Origin of the sequence: Comamonas sp. (genome assembly GCF_036643215.1) — a bacterium.
Classification (GTDB): Bacteria; Pseudomonadota; Gammaproteobacteria; order Burkholderiales; family Burkholderiaceae_C; genus Comamonas.
On record NZ_JAVXSJ010000001.1, the window covers coordinates 18,657 to 36,061 of the forward strand.

Here is a 17,405-nt window from a genome sequence, read left to right on the forward strand (position 1 = left end):
GGCGGGCGTGCACACTAAAAACAGTGCGTATGCCGCTCTTCCTGGAGTCTCTGTGAATCCACCTACTGCCTGGCGACTGGCCTTGACAGGCCTCGCCGCCCTATCTGCAACTGCCGCTCAAGCCCAAGCCGGATCGCTGCAAATCTATGGCCGCATCAACGCCTCGGTCGAGCGGGTCAAAATCGACGGGCAGTCCGCGGTCTTTGGCTTGCGCGACAACGACTCGCTATTCGGCTTACGCGGAGAAGAAGATCTGGGCGGAAATTTGCGCGCCGGCTTTGTGCTTGAAGGCGGAGTAGCGGTGGACACCGGCGCTATCAGCAGTGACGGCTTTTTTGGACGCAAGAGCGAAGTCAACCTCAGTGGGCGCTTTGGCATGCTGCGCCTGGGCACGCTGATCAGCGAGGCCTACTACGCCACCGCCGACCGCGTGAACCCGCACAACTACGACACCGGAGCATCGGCCGACGCCCTTTATGCCTATGTGTCCAATGGCAAAAATCACATCTCCTGGCGCCTTCCTTCCTGGCAGCAATTGACGGTGGAAGTCGGCACCAGCCTGCACGAGAAAACTGTCAACCCACCCAAGAATGCATGGGACCTGGCCGCCAACTACGACGTAGGAGACTGGTCGTTTGGTCTGGGCTATGACCAGTGGGGGCCTGCGCGCCAAGCCACGTTGCGCGCCAATTACAGCGTCGGCGCCTGGACCTTTGGGGCCTACCACCAGCACAGCCGCAACTGGGATACCGTGCTTTATGCGGTGGACCCCACACGCGGCAGCCACCGCACCACGCGTGTTGCGGTCATGTACACCACCGGCGCCAACGAGCTTCATGCCAATATAGGCCGTGCCAGCGCCGCCAACCACCGGGCTGAGAGCCAAGCTCTGCAATGGACCTTGGCCTATAACTACAACTTCAGCCAGCGTACCAAGGTCTATGCGCTCTACACCCGCATACACAACGGCGCGCAGGCCAGTTACCGCACGGGCGAGCCTGGCGTCAGCTTTCATTCCTTCGCCGTAGGCATGCGTCAGTACTTCTGAGCGAATTGACTCGATGACGGCCCCTGAGGCACCTCAATGAGTCAGCAGACGCCTCAGGACTTAAATACTCCCTGCAAGTGCCAGTAAAACCTGCATGCCGACATCGGTGCAGCTCAGGCCAACTGCGGTGCGGCAAATGGATAGTCCGTCAGCCCTTGGAGCACTGCCAAATAAGGCACTGACATCAGGCGTATTAGCGCCAGCCTGTGCAGAAAGCAGCGTCGTTCGCAGTCCCCAAAGTCGAGCAGCGGAGTGGTCAAACAGAATGGAAAGTGATGGAGTGTTTGCCTGCCTATTCATGATGGTCAAAAGCCCAGCAACTCGCACTGAGTTCTGGGCTTTTTTAGTGGGCATCTTCAGCGATGGGCGAGGTCAGTCGCAATGATTTTTGCGCACTACGCCCGTTTCTGGCTCAGCTGCCGCAGGTGGGGCTTGACCGCAGCAAGAATGGTGAAGCGGGCAAGAGAGATTGGGTCCGCCTGCCACGCGGATCCATTGATCAGGATGCCGGCTGAATGCGCGTAATGATCAACGCACCTTCTTTTTCCTCGGCGCGGAACAGCACCTTGTCGCCGGCTTTGAATTCTGCAGGTTTGGCCGATTCGGCCAGCGCAAACACCATGGTCATGGGGGGCATGTCCAGGTTCTTGATTTCTTCATGGCGAATGGTGAGCTTGCCGCTACGGGCATCGACACGGGTGACTTCACCAGCGGTCAGCACGGCCTCGGCACCGCTGCTGGTCGCAGCAGTCGGGGCGCTGCCGTTGTGGCTGTGGTTGGAGTGATCCTGCGCCATGGCAGGGGCAGCCAGAGCCAGGCCTAGTGCGGTGATCAGGGTGTATATCGTCTTGTTCATGGTGTTCTCCTTCAAGGAATAGTTCAGCCGCGGTAGCTGGTGAAGACGCGGGTCGATACATCGCTGTTCATCAGGTTCTTGGTGACCAGTAGCACGTCGTAGGGGTCTTTGCGTCCGTTGTATTCAGGGCCATCCATGCCGGGGCTGCCAATGGGCATGCCGGGCACGGTGATGCCCAGTGCCTTGGGCTTTTCCTTGAGCAGCTTGTGCACATCGGCTGCGGGCACATGGCCTTCGATCAGATAGCCGCCGACTAGTGCGGTGTGGCAGGAGCCCAGACGCTGGGGCAGGCCCAGCTTGGCGCGCACGGCGCTGTTGCCCACGTCGTGGACTTTGACGGCAAAACCGGCTTTTTCCATGAGAACGATCCAGTCCTTGCAGCAGCCGCAGTTCGGGTCTTTCCAGACTTCCATAGCTGTCTTGGCCGTGGCTTTGTTCGCCAAGGCGGGCAGGGCAGCCATGCCGGCGGCGGCGGCCAGCAGGTGCAGGGCGTGGCGGCGGGTGGTAGTTTGCATGGGGTGATTCCTTTTCAAGTGTTATTCGGTGACGGTGAAGCGGCCTGTCATGCCAGCCTGGTAGTGGCCAGCGATCAGGCAGGCAAAGTCAAAGTTGCCTGCGCGGTTAAAGCTCCAGACCAGGTCTTCGCTTTGGCCGGGCGCGACATGGGCCATATAGGGCTCGGCATGCTCCATGCCGGGGTACTTGAGCATCATCTGCGCGTGTTCATCCAGACTGGTCTGGGTGCCCAGCACCACTTCATGCATCACCTGGCCTTTGTTCACCACGCGCAGGCGCAGGGTTTCGCCCTTTTTTACGCTGAAGTGGCTGGGCGCAAAGCGCATGTCGTCGGTCATGTTCAGAGTGATGGTGCGCTGGGCATCCTTGGCGTTGCCTGCAATCCCCCAGGCCTTTTGTTCTGGGGTGGCGGCTGTGGGTGCATGGCTGATGTTTCCATGTGCAAATGTGGCGCTGGCGCCCGCCAATAAAGCGCAGGCAGCTATGAATTGCATAGTTTTCATAATGGGCACTCCTTTCAATGGTGGGCGTGGTCTTTGCCGGTATCAGGCTTGCGCACGCTGGCTGCGCCGGGGGCGGTGCCGGGTGGGGTCTGGCGCGGGGCGGTGGCATCCAGCGGCGCGCCCTTCCATTCATAGGCTTGCGTACCCTTGGGCTGCTGGTACCAGCCGGGGTCCTTGTAATCGCTGGCACCTAGGCCTTTGCGCACCTTGAAACTGGTGAACATGCCGCCCATCTCGATGGCGCCGTAGGGGCCGGTGCCCGTCATCATGGGGAAGGTGTTGTCGGGCAAGGGCATTTCCATGGCCCCCATATCGCCCATGCCGCGCTCGCCCATCAGCATGTAGTCGGGCACGATTTTCTGGATCTTGCCGACCAGCCCCCGGTGGTCCACGCCGATCATAGTGGGCACGTCGTGGCCCATGGCACCCATGGTGTGGTGACTCTTATGGCAGTGAAATGCCCAGTCGCCGGGCTCGTCGGCGATGAAGTCCACCTGGCGCATCTGGCCCACGGCTACGTCCGTCGTCACTTCGGGCCAACGCGAGCCCTTGGGTGTGGGGCCGCCGTCGGTGCCTGTGACCTCGAACTCATGGCCGTGGATGTGGATGGGGTGGTTGGTCATGGTCAGATTGCCCACGCGGATACGCACCCGGTCGCCTTGTTTGGCCACCATGGGGGTGATGGCGGGGAAGGCGCGGCTGTTGAAAGTCCAGATGTTGAAATCCGTCATCTCGTTGATGCGCGGCGTCATGGTGCCGGGCTCGACCGCGTAGGCGCTGAGCAAGAAGGCGTAGTCGCGCTGCACATCGTCGATCAGCGGGTGCTTGCCCTTGGGATGGGTGATCCACAAGCCCATCATGCCCATGGCCATCTGCACCATTTCGTCCGAATGCGGGTGGTACATGAAGGTGCCGGGGCGGCGTGCTTCAAACTCATAGACAAAGGTTTTGCCGGGCGGAATGTGCGGCTGGTTCAACCCACCCACGCCATCCATGCCATTGGGCAGGCGCTGGCCATGCCAGTGGATGGTGGTGTTCTCAGGCAGGCGGTTGGTGACAAAGATGCGTACCTTGTCACCTTCCACCACCTCGATCGTGGGGCCGGGCGACTGGCCGTTGTAGCCCCACATGTTGACGAAAAATCCCGGTGCCACCTCGCGCACCACGGGCTCTGCCACCAGGTGGAATTCCTTGACCCCCGCATTCATGCGCCACGGCGTGGTCCAGCCGTTGAGCGTGACCACGGGGTGGTAGGGGCGGCCGTTGGGCGGCGCCAGCGGCGCGGCCGTGTCGGCACTGCTTTGCATGACGGGCTCGGGCAGGGCGGCCATGGCGACCTTGCTGACGGAGGCTGCAGCGACTGCGGCGGCAGCGCCGGTGAAAAAGTTGCGGCGTTGCATATCAGTGACCTGCCTCAGGAGCTGCAGCAGGCGCTGCGGTGGTGTTGACGGTGGGTGATGTACCCGGTGATGTACCGGTCAGGGCCAGTTGCAGATCAGTCTCTGCCAGCCAGAAGTCGCGCTGCGCCTCGGTTGCTGTGACCACGGCCTGCGTGGTGCTGCGGGCCTGTGCCAGCAGCTGCCACACGCTCATGAACATTCCGTTGTAGCGGTACACGGTTTCTTCCTGCATCAGCTTGGCAAGCGGCAGCACCTCGGCCTGTTGTTGCTGGGCCAGGTCGTAGGCGGTGCGGTAGCTCAGCCAGTTGCTGCGCGCTTCGCTGCGCGCGCGGATGGCGTTGTCGCGCAGCAGTGATGCGCTGCGCAGCACCTGATTGCGCGCCATGCCGCGTGCGGCAAAGCCCCAGTCAAACAGCGGCAGTGGCACATCGAACTCCCAGCCCTGGGTCTTGTCGCTGTGGCCGGTAGCACGGTCGGTGCTGGTGTTGTTGCTGTAGGTGGCGCCAATGTCTCCAAAGATGGATCCAACCGTGGCCCAGCCCTGGCGGCCTGCTGTCACATCCAGATCGCGGCGCAGCGCGCCCAGATCAAGACGCTCTCGCAGGGCCGTGGCTTCGGCGTCATCGCCGCTGCGCAGCTCTGCACTTTTGGGCAGGGCAGGCAGTTGCGCAGGCAGCTTGAAAGCCAGCTTCTGCCCCCACAGACCCATGCGGCGGGCCAGTTGCTCGCGCTCCAGCTGGGCGTTCAGGCGTGCACGCGCCAGTTGGGCGGCGGCTTGCTGTTGCTGGGCCAGCTCACGGGCCTGATCCATCTTGCTGAAGTTGCCGACCTGCGCCATGCGTTTTGCCAGCTCGCCGCCCAGCGCAGCAGCATCGTGCATGCGCTCGTTGGCGGCCAGCGCCTGTTCAGCCGCCACGGCGCGCAGCCAGGCGCGGCGCGTGTCTGCGGCCAGCAGCAGCACTTGCTGGGCTGCCGTCATCGTGGCTTGCTCCATCTGCCAGCCTTGCCAGCGGCTGCGCCAGGGCAGGGTGACAAGCTGCACCAGCCCAAAGCTGAGCTGGCGCTCAATCTCGCGCTCGTGGCCGTTGCGAAAGCGGCCAAAGGTAAAGCTGGGGTTGGGCAGAGTCAGCACCTGCACGCGCTGGGCATCGGCAATGCCCAGTTGCGCCAGCTGGGCCTGCAGGCCGGGGTTGTTGAGCAGGGCAATGCGCACGGCGGTGTCGGCATCGACGGGCGTTTTTAGCCAGTCTGCGACCTGCGCTTGTGCATTTTGCTGGGCCTTGGCATCTGGCGATGGCAGTTGTGCGCCTGCGGGCAAACGTCCTTCGGTGCGCTGGGCGACATCGCCGCGCAGTCCGTCGGGCGAGATGCTGGCGCAGCCGGCCAGCACCAGCACTACCAGCAGGGGCGAGAGTCGGGTCAGGGTGCGCTTCATCGCGGGCCTCCGTGGTCGTGATGGCCATGCGCAGGCGCAGCCTGATCTGTGGTTTTTGTGGTGGGGTTCTGGGCTTTTTCCCACTTGAGCACATCGCCATGGCCACGCGGAAACTCGGCCACGGCCGCATTGGCGGCCTTCCAATCGCCGGGCTGGGTCACGATGGTGCCGCTGGCGGTCAGCGGCTGGTGCTGCAGGGGCAGGGTGGGCGCGGAGGGGCTGAAGACGCGGTTGTCTTGAGCTGGGGTGCTGGCCTGTGGTTGCGCTGCTGTGGTCTGGGCAAAAGCCAGCGGGCTGGCCGCTGTGACAAGCACGATTGCCGTCAGAGAAAGAGGATGCGCTTTGCGCATAGAGGATTCCTGTCGTCTAAAACCAAGAGAAGGTCCGCAGGTTTGAGCGATAAAAGGCTCTAGCCTAGATAGCAAGCGCGGTGGCTGCTATCAAAAATGCGGACGCACCTAGGGCGTCAGAGGACAGAAATCGGTGGTTTGACGAGCTGAAAAGGCGCTGCGCTGGCAAAGCGCGCAGTGCCATGGGCCAGCAGCACGGCTCGGGGTGCTTTGGCGTGAGGGCTCAACAGTTCTGGCGTGGCCAACGTTGAGTGGCAGATGCCGCAGGCCGTGCAATGGCCTTCATGCTGGTGGCAATCGCTGCTGGCTGCATCTGCGCTGCAAGTGGCTGCTGTATTGGGCGCTGCTTCATGGTGCGAGCCCATGTCGTGATGCAGGTGCTGAGCCATGGCCACCATCTCGCCCAGAGGCTGGGCATGACTCTGGCTTTGTTCATGTCCCATGGAGTGGGCGGGAGCCGTGTTTTGCTCCATGGCCATGGCGTCGCCTGCCAGGCCACGCAGGGCCAGCAGCAAAACCATGAACAGGGAGAGAAAACGACGCATGGCTTGAATGATAACGATGGGCGGGCTTTAGTTCCCCGCCCAGGTTAAGGTGCTATCAAAAAAGAGAGCTGCTTGCGCTTGCTGCTAAAGCGTCAAGGGTTGATTTGATTAAATTTCACCATTCTTCCAGTGGCGCAGTCTCAGGCCGTTGGCCACGACCAGCAGGCTGACGCCCATGTCTGCCAGCACGGCCAGCCACATGCTGGCGTTGCCGCTGATGGCCAGGGCAAAGAACGCGAGCTTGATGCCAAGCGCCAGCCCGATGTTTTGCCACAGCACGCTGTGGGCGCGCTGCGAGAGGTCGACCACATCGGGGATGCGGCGCAGGTCGTCGTTCATCAGCACCACATCGGCGGTTTCCATGGCCATGTCGGTGGCGTGCATGCCGCCCATGGCAAAGCCGATATCGGCCTGGGCCAGCGCTGGTGCGTCGTTGATGCCGTCGCCCGTCATGGCCGTTGGGCCTATGCTGCGCTGCAACTCGCTCAGGGTTTTGAGTTTGTCCTCGGGCAGCATATTGCCGCGTGCATCGTCAATGCCTGCTTCTGCCGCGACGGTGCGCACAGTGGCGCTGTTGTCACCACTCAAAACAATAGGTTTGACGCCCAGCGCCTGCAACTGCGCCACGGCTTCTTTGGCCTGCGGGCGCAGCGGGTCGGCCACGGCAAACAGGGCCTGCACGCCTTGGCTATTGGCCAGCAGGGTGACGGTGCGGCCTTGCTGCTCGTGCAGCATCAGCGCGGCTTTGAGTTCGGCGCTGTCCCAGCCTTGCTCGGCGGCCCAGCGCAGATTGGCCAGCGTCCACAGCTCGCCATTGACCTGCGCCTGCACGCCGCGTCCGGGCAGGGCTTGAAGCTGCTGAGCCTCGGCAAAGCGGCTGCTCGCCTGGGTTTGCAGGCCTTGTGCAATGGCGCGAGACACAGGGTGGTCGGAGCGCGAGGCCAGCGCATAGGCATGCGCTGCCATGGCTTCGCTGTAGGAGCCATTCCAGCTCTGCCAGTCCACTAACTTTGGTGAGCCTGTGGTCAGCGTGCCGGTTTTATCGAGGGCAATGGCTTTGAGCTTGCGGGCCGACTCCAGCGCGCTGCCGCCCTTGATCAAGATGCCGCGCTTGGCGGCAGCGGTGAGCGCGCTGACTACGGTGACGGGCGTGGACAGCACCAGCGCGCAAGGGCAGGCAATGACCAGCAAGGCCAGCGCCTGATATGCGGCCTGATGCCAGGCCCAGCCCAGCAGCCAGGGGGCGAGCACGCCCAGCGCAATGGCCAGAACCAGCACGATGGGGGTGTAGATCTCGGCAAAGCGATCCACAAAGCGCTGGGTCGGCGCCTTGGAGGACTGGGCCTGCTCCACGGCATGAACGATGCGGGCGATCAGGCTGTCGTTGGCAGGAGCGGTCACGCGCAGGTGCAGCTCGCCATCTTGATTAATGGAGCCGGCATATAGCTCATCGCCCGGGCCTTTGTGGGCCAGCGCGCTCTCGCCGGTAATTGGGGCTTGGTTGACCGAGCTTTCGCCTTCGGTCACCAGGCCATCAAGGGGCACGCGTGCACCGGGCGTCACGCGCAATACCGCGCCCAGCGGCACATCCTTGGCGGCCATGCGTTGGGTGCTGCCGTCGGGTTGCAGCACATCGGCGGTTTCGGGTGCCAGCTGCAGCAGGCTGCGGATGGCCAGGCGGGCCTTGTCCATGGCCTGATCTTCGATGCGCTCGGCAGCCGCGTACAGCGCCATGACCATGGCGGCCTCAGGCCACTGGCCGATGATGAAGGCGCCGGTCACAGCCACGGCCATCAGCGCATGAATGCCGAGTTTGAAGCGAAACAAATCCTTGATGCCAGCTTTGTAGACGCCTAGGCCCGAGAGACCAATACCGATCACGGCCAGTGCCATGCCCAGGTATTGCAGTGTGGGGTTGGCGTTGCCAAACCAGTGGCAAGCCTCTGCCGCCAGTGCCGCCACCAGTGCGGCGTAGATGCGGGGCCAGCCGGGCAGTACGCCATGGTCGTGCCCGTGGTCGTTGCCGTGATCATGGCCGTCTTTTTCATCATGCGCGTGCCCATGGCTTTTGACAGGCTCGCTGATGGAAAACGGTGCACAACAGCTTGTGCCGCAGGCTGATCCTGCGGTCGCTGCTATGGGTTTTGAGGTGGCACGGACTGGCTCATGACTGTGGTCATGATCGTGCCCTGCATGGGTGTGGGTGGACAGGCTTTCTGGCTTCATGGCAGTATTGAAAACAATAAAGTCACTTTAAGGTCAAGCATGTCCCTCAATTCTTCGGATATTCCGCGCTGGCGCATTGGTGAAGCCGCCAAGCGCTCGGGCATTGCGGCGGCCAATATCCGCTATTACGAGAAGGAGCAACTGCTGTCGCCCGGCGTGCGCGAGGACAACCAGTACCGCCTCTACACCGATGGCGATGTGCACCGCCTGCGCTTTATCCGCCTGTGCCGGGCCATGGACATGTCGCTGGACGAGGTGCGTACCCTGCTGGCGCTGGACGGTGCGCGCAAGGATGATTGCGTGGCCGCCAATAAAACCCTCGACGCCCATCTGGGTCATGTGCGCGAGCGACTGGCCGAGCTGCAGGCGCTGGAACACGAGCTGATGCAGCTGCGCAGCCAGTGTGATGGCTCGGACAGCTTTTGCCACATCATCGAGGCCCTGCACGCTCAGGCCGATGAGCCACTGCCCGTTAACCTGCAGGGCGGCAGCGCCGCAAAGCGCCATGTCTGACAACTATCCGCACTGCGGCATGGGGCTGCGGCCGGGTGCGGGCGCTATCATTCCTGCATGAGCTGGAGCGAAACCACCATCAAGTTGCCGGGGCGCATTGTGGCCGCGCTGGGCGCGCAGGCGCTGGCGTGGTGGCGCAGCATTTATCTGACGGCGGTGCTGTTGGTACTGATTCTGTCGCCCTCCAGCTACCGAAAGCGCGGGCGGGCCATGCTGGCCCAGCAGATGTATGCGCAGACCGCCCCTGTGCTGATGGGCTTCACCGCGTTGGCCGCCTTGCTGTGTGCGGTGATTGCACGCATCGTCATCGTCACCGCGCAAAGCTACGGCCTGTCGCGCTATGCGCAGGCTCTGGTGGTGCGCGTGATGGTGATTGAGCTGATTCCGCTGACGGCGGCGCTTTTTGTGGCCATGCGCTGCACCATTCCTGCTGGTATGCAGGTGGTACAGATGCGCACACAAGGGGTGCTGGGGCAGTGGAAGGCGCAGGGCATCGACCCCATACGTGCCGCACTGGTGCCGCGTGCGGCGGCGGGCGTGTTTGCGGCGATTACGCTGGCAGCGCTTAGCTGCATCGTGGCGTTGGTCACCGTTTATCTGAGCGTGTACGGCTTCAGCATGGCCGGGTTTGGTGGCTACACCCGTATTTTTGGGCAGATTTTCACGCCATCGTTGACGCTAGTGTTTGCGCTCAAGACTTGGTTTTTCAGCCTCACGGTGGCGGTCATGCCACTGGCCTCTGCCATGTACACGCCGATTGCACGGCATCGGCAGGGCGGGGCGGAACTGGGCGGTTTTGCGCGCATGTTTGCCGTGTTGCTCCTGATCGAGATCGTCTCGCTCATGGGCAACTATTACTAAGAAGGATGGAGCAATGAGCGAAACCCGGATGGCCGAGGAGCAGCTGATTGACGAAGAGCTGCTCAGCCTCAAACCCGTCGCGAATCTGCGCGCCAAGGCTGCAGCATTGCTGGTGCTGACCCTGTTGCTGATCTTGAGCGCCGCAGGCTATCTGCTGTATGCGCGCGGCGTGTTTGAGACTACGCAGCGGCTGGTGCTGACGGCTGATGACTCCGAAGGCGTGGTGGTGGGTATGGACATGACGTTCTCAGGCTTTCCCATTGGCCGCGTCAACAAGATTGAGCTGGCGGAAGATGGCTCGGTGCGCATTCTGGTTGATGTGCCCGAGAAAGACGCGCACTGGCTGCGTCAGTCCAGCGTGTTCACGCTGGTTAAAGGCATTGTGGGCGGCACCACCATCAAGGCATATAGCGGCATGCTCAGTGATGCACTGCTGCCGCCGGATTCCGTGCGCCCCGTGCTCAGCGGCGATGCCACGGCTGAGTTGCCGCAAATCATCAACTCCGCCAAGGAAGTGTTGGCCAATGTGGCGTCGCTGACGGCGACTGATTCAGCCCTGGGCGGCTCACTGGCCGAAGTGCGCAAGCTTGCCGAGCGTATGCAGGGCCAGGGCGGAGCCCTGGGCGTGGTGCTGGGTAGCGATGAAGAAACCAAAAAAGTCACTCAGCTGCTGGAGCGCGCCAGCTCCGTTCTGGGCCGCATGGATCGCATGGTCGCCCGGGCCGATAGTCAGGTTTTTGATGCCAATGGCGTCATGCCCCAGGTGCGAGCCACGGTGGAGCAGCTCAATGGCCTGCTGGCAGATACACGCAAAAGCATGGGCAAGGTAGACGCGGTTCTGGCCGATATGCAGGTCGTGGGCAGCAATGCCCGTGAGGCGTCAACGGATCTGGGTGCGTTGCGTGCTGAGGTGGAAAGCAATCTGATCCGGCTGGAGTCTGTGCTCAATGATTTGCAGCGCAAATGGCCGTTTGCCCACAAACCGGAGCTGAAGCTGCCATGAAGCCTGATTTCAAGTCAAAACGGCCTCTAGGCCAATACAGAAAAGCGCTGACTGCTATCTCCGTGATAGCGCTAGCGGCCTGCAGCAGCCAGCCCCCCGCGCCGGACTGGGCCTTGGCTGCTGAAAGCGCGACGCAAAAAGCCACGGCTGCTTATTTGCAGGGCCAGCAGCGCGTCGAAGCCCTGCAATGGCAAAAAGCCCGTGATGCGGTGGCCAGTACGGGGCAGCCTGCTCTGGCTGCCAAAGTGGAATTAATGCGCTGCGCGGCGCAGGTAGCAAGCTTGGAGTGGGATGACTGCCCGGCCTACGAAGCGCTGGCGCAGGATGCGGCTCAAGAAGATCAGGCCTATGCACGCTATTTGCAGGGCAGGCCTCAACCGGCCGACATAGAACTATTACCCGAAGCACAGCGCGCCGTGGCGCAGCAGCTAGGCAGTGCTGGAGGTGCTGCGCCCGTCGAGATCAAGGACCCACTGTCCAGCTTGGTTGCCGCAGGCGTGCAACTGCGCAGTGGCAGAGTATCGCCAGCATTGTTGCAGCAGGCGGTGGATACGGCATCGGCACAGGGCTGGCGGCGACCATTGATGGCCTGGCTACTGCTGCAGCTCAAGTCCGAGCAGCAGGCCGGAAACAGCGATAAAGCTGCACAGCTGGAGCGCCGCCTGAAGTTGCTGCAAGCGCCGGTGCTCAAGTAGCGCGGTTATCAGGCTCTAGCATGAAAAAAGCGAGGCCGGAGCCTCGCTTTTTGCAGAGTGACAAGCCGAAAGGCCTGTCTGCATCAAACGCTTAGAAGCGGTGACGAATACCAGCCACCACGCTGGTGCCGGACTTGGATTCAGTCCACTTGATGCGGTCATACATCACAGCGCCGTACACGTCGGTGCGCTTGGACAGGAAGTGATCGTAGCCCACGGTGAAGGTGGTGCGCTTGCCTTCCGCTGCACCCACTTCAGACTTGGTGTGAGCTGCAGCAGCCTTGATGGTGCCAGCAGTGGTCACAGGAACGTCCAGACCCAGGGAGTAGGTGGTGTTCTTCACGTCCACAGGCAAAGTCTGAGCCTTGATTTTTGCTTGGCCGTAGGTACCGTACAGCTTCACGACGTTGAAGTTGTAATTGCCGCCAACCATCCAGTCGGTCTTGGTGTCTTGAACGTCGATGCCTGTGGGCTTTGCGATCTGCACACGCTCATAGAACGCAACCAGGCTCAGAGGGCCTGCGCCATAAAGAACGTTGGCGCCAACGTTCTTCTTGCCGCGCTTGCCTTGTGCAGTCTGCTCGCCAAACTGGTAGTGCACATTGGCCTTCAGTCCGCCAAAGCTGGGAGTCGAGTAGATGATCTGGTTGCTCCAGCCGGTATCAGTACCAGTGGTGGTCTGGGCGTTGGTCCAGCCAGCAGCGAAGTTGGGCACGTTAGCGTGCAGAACCAGAGGCGAAACAACAAAAGAATCGCCAAAGGGGTTGCTCAGGATGGTAGGCAGGAAGTTGGGAGCCTTGTCACGGCCCAGACCCACGCGACCAAAGCTGCCGCTCAGGCCCACGTTGGCATCGCGAGAGAAGAATGTGTCGCTGGGGATGCCACGAGTCATGTCGCCTGTATCAGCGCGGAAGAAGGCGGTCAGGTTGAAGTCTGCCTTCAGGCCGCCACCCAGGTCCTCAGTACCCTTCAGGCCCCACCAGGAAGTGGTCATGCCACCGGAGCCGACAGCGGAGGTGCGCTCGCCCGCAGGAGCCTTCAGAGAGCCGGCGTACATATCCACCAGGCCTGTCAGTTGCACATTGCTCTGAGCGTAAGCGGCACCGGAGCAGGCCAGGGCAGCTGCCAGGGCGATGAAAGTATTCTTCATGTGTGTTCTCTCGAGTTGGTTATTAAATTTACGTTTTGAAATATAGCGGCGGTTTGTATACAGCCAGCGCTACGAATCCATGGAAGCCGATGAAATCATCTTTTCAAAGGCGTAGCAGTGGTTTTTTCGCGTCATTTACACAGGGGAATCACGGGTGTGCACAAGCTTGGTGCACAGAGTTTGTGAACTGGAGCGAGTCAGCGCAAATGCGCTGGTGAGAGTGGGTGCTCGCGAGATGGTGTGCATGGAATAACAGTCATTCCTGATGTGCGGTGCTGCCTCGTGACCCACAGAGTCACCCCATTGATGAATGCCTGTGCTCTGGCGCATTAATGAATGAGCATTGGCATTGCCCATTGGGTTTCATCTCAGAAGCCTGCCTGCTGAGGCATATAGCGGCATAGAGGCGCATGTGCAGGAAGCGCAGAAAGCTCTTTTGGGAAGCCTTTTGGCACTTTTTTGAAAAAAGTGAGTGTTTTGCCCGGGGAGGCTATTTTTCCTCTCTATAATTCGCAGCAACAACACGGAATGTAGCGCAGCCTGGTAGCGCACTTGCATGGGGTGCAAGGGGTCGCGAGTTCGAATCCCGCCATTCCGACCAATATAGATAAGGGTTCCTAGCTATCAAGTTAGGAGCCCTTTTTCTATTGCTTCAATTTTCATTGAAATTGGGGTAATTTTTGGGGTAACTGTGAAGTTCATCCACTGTGCCCTTGTTGCATCAATCTCCGACTAGGGTTGGGCGGCCTCGAGGGATGAGTTAGTTCCACAGTCCAAACCTCGCTATCGCACCTCCAATTGGACGCAGTGTTCATTCTGGTTGGACTGACCACCCGGTGCCGTTTTCTGCTGACCAGTCCGCTGGTCGTGACCGACTGAGTTCGGCTGTGGATGCAACCGTCGGAGTGCGGCCGGTTTAGGCAGGTTGCAGCCGCTGAGGTTTGTCAGACTTGTGACCGCTGCCGCCGATACCAGGCGTTGACTTTCTATCTGGCCAGACGTCCGCTGTGCGCCTCAAACCGGAAATTGGCTGAATCGCAGTCAGCCAGGCAGCCCAAACGGCAACTCTCGTAAGCTGCGAACTGGTGCTGACGACCCACAAGAGACGTTCGCCCTCGACGAAAGGCGTCTCACTGCCACGATCCAAGCCACCTCGAAATGTGTGCCTTTTACCTCTAAACTTGTCGCATGAATCGACGAAATTTGGTGTTATCCGCCCTGGCTGCTGGGTTTGTTCAAGTGGCAGTGGCTGGCCCGCAGTTTCAAGAAATGACCAACTGGTCTCGCTTCTTTTCTGCAGCCGATGCACAAGGCAGCATCGTTGTGCTCGACGCGCGAGGCAAATCTGAAACTACCTTGGTCTACAACGTATCGCGTGCCGAGCAGCGCTACTCGCCAGCTTCCACCTTCAAGATCCCACACAGTCTATTCGCGCTTGATGCAGGGCTGCTACGTGACGAATTTCAAGCCATCCCGTGGGATGGTGTGAAGCGACCCACGGCGGCTTGGAACGCGGACCAGAACCTGCGTTCAGCGATGCGAAATTCCACCGTCTGGGTGTATGAGCGTTTCGCCAAGGAACTCGGCGATGCACGCGAGACCGCCTATATGCGCAAGATCGGGTACGGCAATGCGCTTGCCACAGGCGACAAGCCCTTTTGGGTGGAGGGCGACCTTGCCATCTCATCCTTTGAGCAGATTGCGTTCCTACAGCGGCTTTACCGCAACCAACTGCCTTTCCAAGTCGAACACCAGAGGCTGGTCAAGGATGTGATGATCAATGAAGCGGGCCCTGACTGGATACTGCGCGCCAAAACGGGATGGACCGGAAAAATCGGCTGGTGGGTGGGTTGGGTCGAGTGGCCCAGCGGCCCCGTGTTCTTCGCCTTGAACATGGACACTCCGAACAGGCTCGGCGACCTTGCCAAGCGCCAGAGCATTACGCGCGATATTCTGCGCTCCATTAACGCGCTACCTACTGCGCCATAGATTCTGGCCCAGAGTGCAGCCTGGGCTGCGCCTTGATGACCCCTTGAGTGCGGCTCTAGCATCCCCGCTCGCGAGCTTCAAAGCAACGCTCTAGCGAACATTCGAGGGGCATTAGGAAGGTCGGCTATTGGCCGAGTGTGTCATTCCAAGCCTTCGCCGTAAAGCACGCATTCAAGCCGTGCTGCCCGGCTTCTGGCCAAGGCAGCACGACCGTCAGCAGGGTTCAGATTTCAGTTTGTTCGGAAATCTCTAGCGCGTCATCTACCTCGATGCCGAGATATCGAACCGTGGACTCCAACTTCGAGTGACCAAGCAGCAACTGAACGGCGCGCAGATTTTTGGTGCGCCGGTAGATGAGCGTAGCCTTTGTGCGCCGCATTGAATGGGTTCCATAGCTGGCTCGCTCCAGGCCCAATTCATCCACCCAACGACCAAGAATGCGGGCGTACTGGCGCGTCCCCAGGTGAGGCGATGCGTGAAGCCGGCTTGGAAACAGGAAGTCATCAGACTTCAGTCCAGCTTGGCTGATCCAGGTATGCAATGCATCCCGAGTTGTTGGGGTAATTTCGAACTGCACAGGCCGCTGCGTTTTGTGCTGCATGATGATGGAGCGTGCTGCCATCTGGTCGCCATGGCATACGTCCCGAACCTTCAACGCAACAAGGTCACAGCCCCGCAACTTGCTGTCGATGCCCAAGTTGAAAAGTGCAAGCTCTCGGACTCTGTGTTCCATCTGCAATCGGACACGCAGTGCCCAGATATCTTTGACCTTGAACGGGGCCTTCTGGCCTACGATTTTTCCCTTATTCCAAGGCTCGCGATGGATAGCGCTGGCTACGGATCCCATGATGGTCTCCCATCGAGTTGAGGGATAACAACGATGCGCTTGATTGACCTAAAAGTCGATGCTCCGGGCTTGCTTCAGCCATCTGAATTTGCTGGAGAACGACTGCTAACTGGCGTATCTTTGAGGTACCGTTGTCGGCCAAGAGCAGTCACTCATAGTGCTGTGATGCTGAACTACTTTGCTATCATTTTTAGAGCCGCAATCTCGTAGCACTAAACCGCTCAATTGCATCCCAAGTTCCAACGTCAGCGTTCCTTCCTCACCCGCAAGGCAAAAATTGAAAAACCCTCTTATCACTGCCCTTCTGACAACCGCTGTCTTTGGTCTTAGCTCGGCTGTCAATGCTGCTGACATATCCAGTGCTGAAGCGATGAAAGCTATCTCTGCAGCCGTGCTACCTGTAATGGAAAAGAACCAGATTCCTGGTATGGCTGTGGCACTGGTACAGGGTGACAGGACTTATGTCTTTAACTACGGCGTATCAGATGTAGAGAAGCAAACACCAGTAACTGACGAGACGATTTTTGAGATTGGCTCTATCAGCAAGACCTTCACGGCCACATTGGCGACGCACGCAGAAGCCACTGGAAAGCTGAAGTTGACCGATACGGCAGCAAAGTATTTGCCTGAGTTGGTAGGTACGGACTTCGGCAATTTGCAGCTTTTCCATTTGGGTACACACACCGTTGGCGGAATTCCTCTGCAGGTGCCAGATGAAGTTCAAAACCGGGAACAACTCCTCGAATATTTCCGTACTTGGACTCCTGCATACAAAACGGGCACGATGCGCACTTATGCGAACCCAAGCATCGGTGCTCTAGGGTGGATTACGGCGAAAAGCATGGGCCAAGATTTCGGCATCGCTATGACTCAAACCATTTTCCAGCCCCTTGATTTGACTAACACTTATTTGAGCGTCCCTACACAAAAGATGTCCAACTACGCTTGGGGCTACAACAAGGATAAGAAGCCTGTTCGCGTCAATCCAGGCATGTTGGACAGTGAAGCCTACGGTATCAAAACCACGGCTTCTGACCTTAGCACCTTTGTAAAAGCCAACATGGGCATCTTGCCATTGGATAGAACGTTGCAAGCAGCTTTAAACAATACCCGCAAGAGCTATTTCAGCGTAGGCAAGATGACTCAAGACCTCATCTGGGAGGAGTATGCAATGCCTGTTGACTTGCCTACTCTCCAAGAAGGAAATGCTCCCAAACTTATCCTGAATCCAACCCCAGTAAGGATCCAAGAACTTTCTGCTAAACCTAACAGCAATGTATGGGTCAACAAGACAGGTGCCACCAATGGCTTCGGTGCTTACGTTGCGTTCGTACCAGAAAAGCAATTTGGGGTTGTATTGCTTGCCAATAAAAACTACCCCAATGCTGAACGAGTAGAAATTGCTCACGAAATTTATAGCAAACTAAACGGCAAGCAGTGACCGCAGAAGTGGTCCCGCTCGTTTGAA

The 17,405-nt window shown here is 59.7% G+C and carries 17 protein-coding genes and 1 tRNA gene; 8 read left to right on the forward strand and 10 right to left on the reverse strand.

Annotated elements, in window-relative coordinates; all coding sequences use genetic code 11:
• Positions 1–52: 52 nt before the first annotated feature.
• On the forward strand, positions 53–1,048 hold the full coding sequence (locus RSF91_RS00070) for a porin (protein WP_332566500.1): 996 nt from the start codon (positions 53–55) through the stop codon (positions 1,046–1,048).
• Between the two features lie 499 nt (positions 1,049–1,547).
• Here RSF91_RS00070 and RSF91_RS00075 read toward each other — a convergent pair whose 3' ends face one another.
• The 8 genes from RSF91_RS00075 to RSF91_RS00110 form a co-directional block, all read right to left on the reverse strand.
• A complete protein-coding gene (locus RSF91_RS00075) occupies positions 1,548–1,904 on the reverse strand; it encodes a copper-binding protein (protein ID WP_332566501.1) in 357 nt (118 codons plus the stop codon).
• Positions 1,905–1,927: 23 nt separating this feature from the next.
• Positions 1,928–2,419, reverse strand: coding sequence for a DUF411 domain-containing protein (locus RSF91_RS00080; protein ID WP_332566502.1), 492 nt, complete (start codon positions 2,417–2,419; stop codon positions 1,928–1,930).
• A gap of 21 nt (positions 2,420–2,440) precedes the next feature.
• A complete protein-coding gene (locus tag RSF91_RS00085) occupies positions 2,441–2,923 on the reverse strand; it encodes a cupredoxin domain-containing protein (RefSeq protein WP_332566503.1) in 483 nt (160 codons plus the stop codon).
• Between the two features lie 14 nt (positions 2,924–2,937).
• Positions 2,938–4,323 carry a multicopper oxidase family protein gene (locus RSF91_RS00090; protein ID WP_332566504.1) on the reverse strand — a complete coding sequence of 462 codons (1,386 nt, stop codon included), beginning with the start codon at positions 4,321–4,323 and terminating at the stop codon, positions 2,938–2,940.
• 1 nt (position 4,324) lies between these two features.
• Positions 4,325–5,758, reverse strand: coding sequence for a TolC family protein (locus RSF91_RS00095; RefSeq protein WP_332566505.1), 1,434 nt, complete (start codon positions 5,756–5,758; stop codon positions 4,325–4,327).
• Positions 5,755–6,108 (reverse strand): hypothetical protein, encoded by a 354-nt coding sequence (locus tag RSF91_RS00100; RefSeq protein WP_332566506.1) that lies wholly within the window; start codon positions 6,106–6,108, stop codon positions 5,755–5,757. Before RSF91_RS00100 ends, RSF91_RS00095 begins: the two co-directional genes overlap by 4 nt.
• Positions 6,109–6,224: 116 nt before the next feature.
• Entirely contained in the window at positions 6,225–6,653 is a 429-nt protein-coding gene (locus tag RSF91_RS00105) for a hypothetical protein (RefSeq protein ID WP_332566507.1), read from the reverse strand.
• A 108-nt stretch (positions 6,654–6,761) separates the two neighbouring features.
• The gene (locus RSF91_RS00110) at positions 6,762–8,879 is read right to left on the reverse strand and encodes a heavy metal translocating P-type ATPase (protein WP_332566508.1); all 2,118 of its coding nucleotides are present in this window, start codon (positions 8,877–8,879) and stop codon (positions 6,762–6,764) included.
• 39 nt (positions 8,880–8,918) lie between these two features.
• On the opposite strand from RSF91_RS00110, the gene RSF91_RS00115 reads away from it, so the two are divergent.
• Genes RSF91_RS00115 through RSF91_RS00130 form a run of 4 tightly spaced genes read left to right on the forward strand, consistent with a single transcriptional unit; the run spans position 8,919 to position 11,951 of the window.
• Entirely contained in the window at positions 8,919–9,392 is a 474-nt protein-coding gene (locus tag RSF91_RS00115; RefSeq protein ID WP_332566509.1) for a Cd(II)/Pb(II)-responsive transcriptional regulator, read from the forward strand.
• Between the two features lie 57 nt (positions 9,393–9,449).
• The gene (locus RSF91_RS00120; RefSeq protein WP_332566510.1) at positions 9,450–10,253 is read left to right on the forward strand and encodes an MlaE family ABC transporter permease; all 804 of its coding nucleotides are present in this window, start codon (positions 9,450–9,452) and stop codon (positions 10,251–10,253) included.
• 13 nt (positions 10,254–10,266) lie between these two features.
• Positions 10,267–11,256, forward strand: a complete 990-nt coding sequence (locus tag RSF91_RS00125) for an MlaD family protein (RefSeq protein ID WP_332566511.1) — start codon at positions 10,267–10,269, stop codon at positions 11,254–11,256.
• A complete protein-coding gene (locus tag RSF91_RS00130; RefSeq protein WP_332577748.1) occupies positions 11,253–11,951 on the forward strand; it encodes a hypothetical protein in 699 nt (232 codons plus the stop codon). The genes RSF91_RS00125 and RSF91_RS00130 overlap by 4 nt, the downstream gene beginning before the upstream one ends.
• A 91-nt stretch (positions 11,952–12,042) precedes the next feature.
• On the opposite strand, the gene RSF91_RS00135 is transcribed toward RSF91_RS00130, so the two are convergent.
• Positions 12,043–13,101, reverse strand: a complete 1,059-nt coding sequence (locus RSF91_RS00135) for a porin (protein WP_332566513.1) — start codon at positions 13,099–13,101, stop codon at positions 12,043–12,045.
• 524 nt (positions 13,102–13,625) lie between these two features.
• Between RSF91_RS00135 and RSF91_RS00140 the strand changes: the two genes are divergently transcribed.
• Both RSF91_RS00140 and blaOXA read left to right on the forward strand, forming a co-directional pair.
• Positions 13,626–13,702, forward strand: a tRNA-Pro gene (locus RSF91_RS00140).
• A 587-nt stretch (positions 13,703–14,289) separates the two neighbouring features.
• Entirely contained in the window at positions 14,290–15,090 is an 801-nt protein-coding gene (gene blaOXA, locus RSF91_RS00145) for a class D beta-lactamase (protein ID WP_332566514.1), read from the forward strand.
• 223 nt (positions 15,091–15,313) lie between these two features.
• Here blaOXA and RSF91_RS00150 read toward each other — a convergent pair whose 3' ends face one another.
• Positions 15,314–15,937, reverse strand: a complete 624-nt coding sequence (locus RSF91_RS00150; protein ID WP_332566515.1) for a tyrosine-type recombinase/integrase — start codon at positions 15,935–15,937, stop codon at positions 15,314–15,316.
• 277 nt (positions 15,938–16,214) lie between these two features.
• On the opposite strand from RSF91_RS00150, the gene ampC reads away from it, so the two are divergent.
• On the forward strand, positions 16,215–17,378 hold the full coding sequence (ampC, locus tag RSF91_RS00155) for a class C beta-lactamase (protein WP_332566516.1): 1,164 nt from the start codon (positions 16,215–16,217) through the stop codon (positions 17,376–17,378).
• The last annotated feature ends 27 nt before the right edge of the window (positions 17,379–17,405 follow it).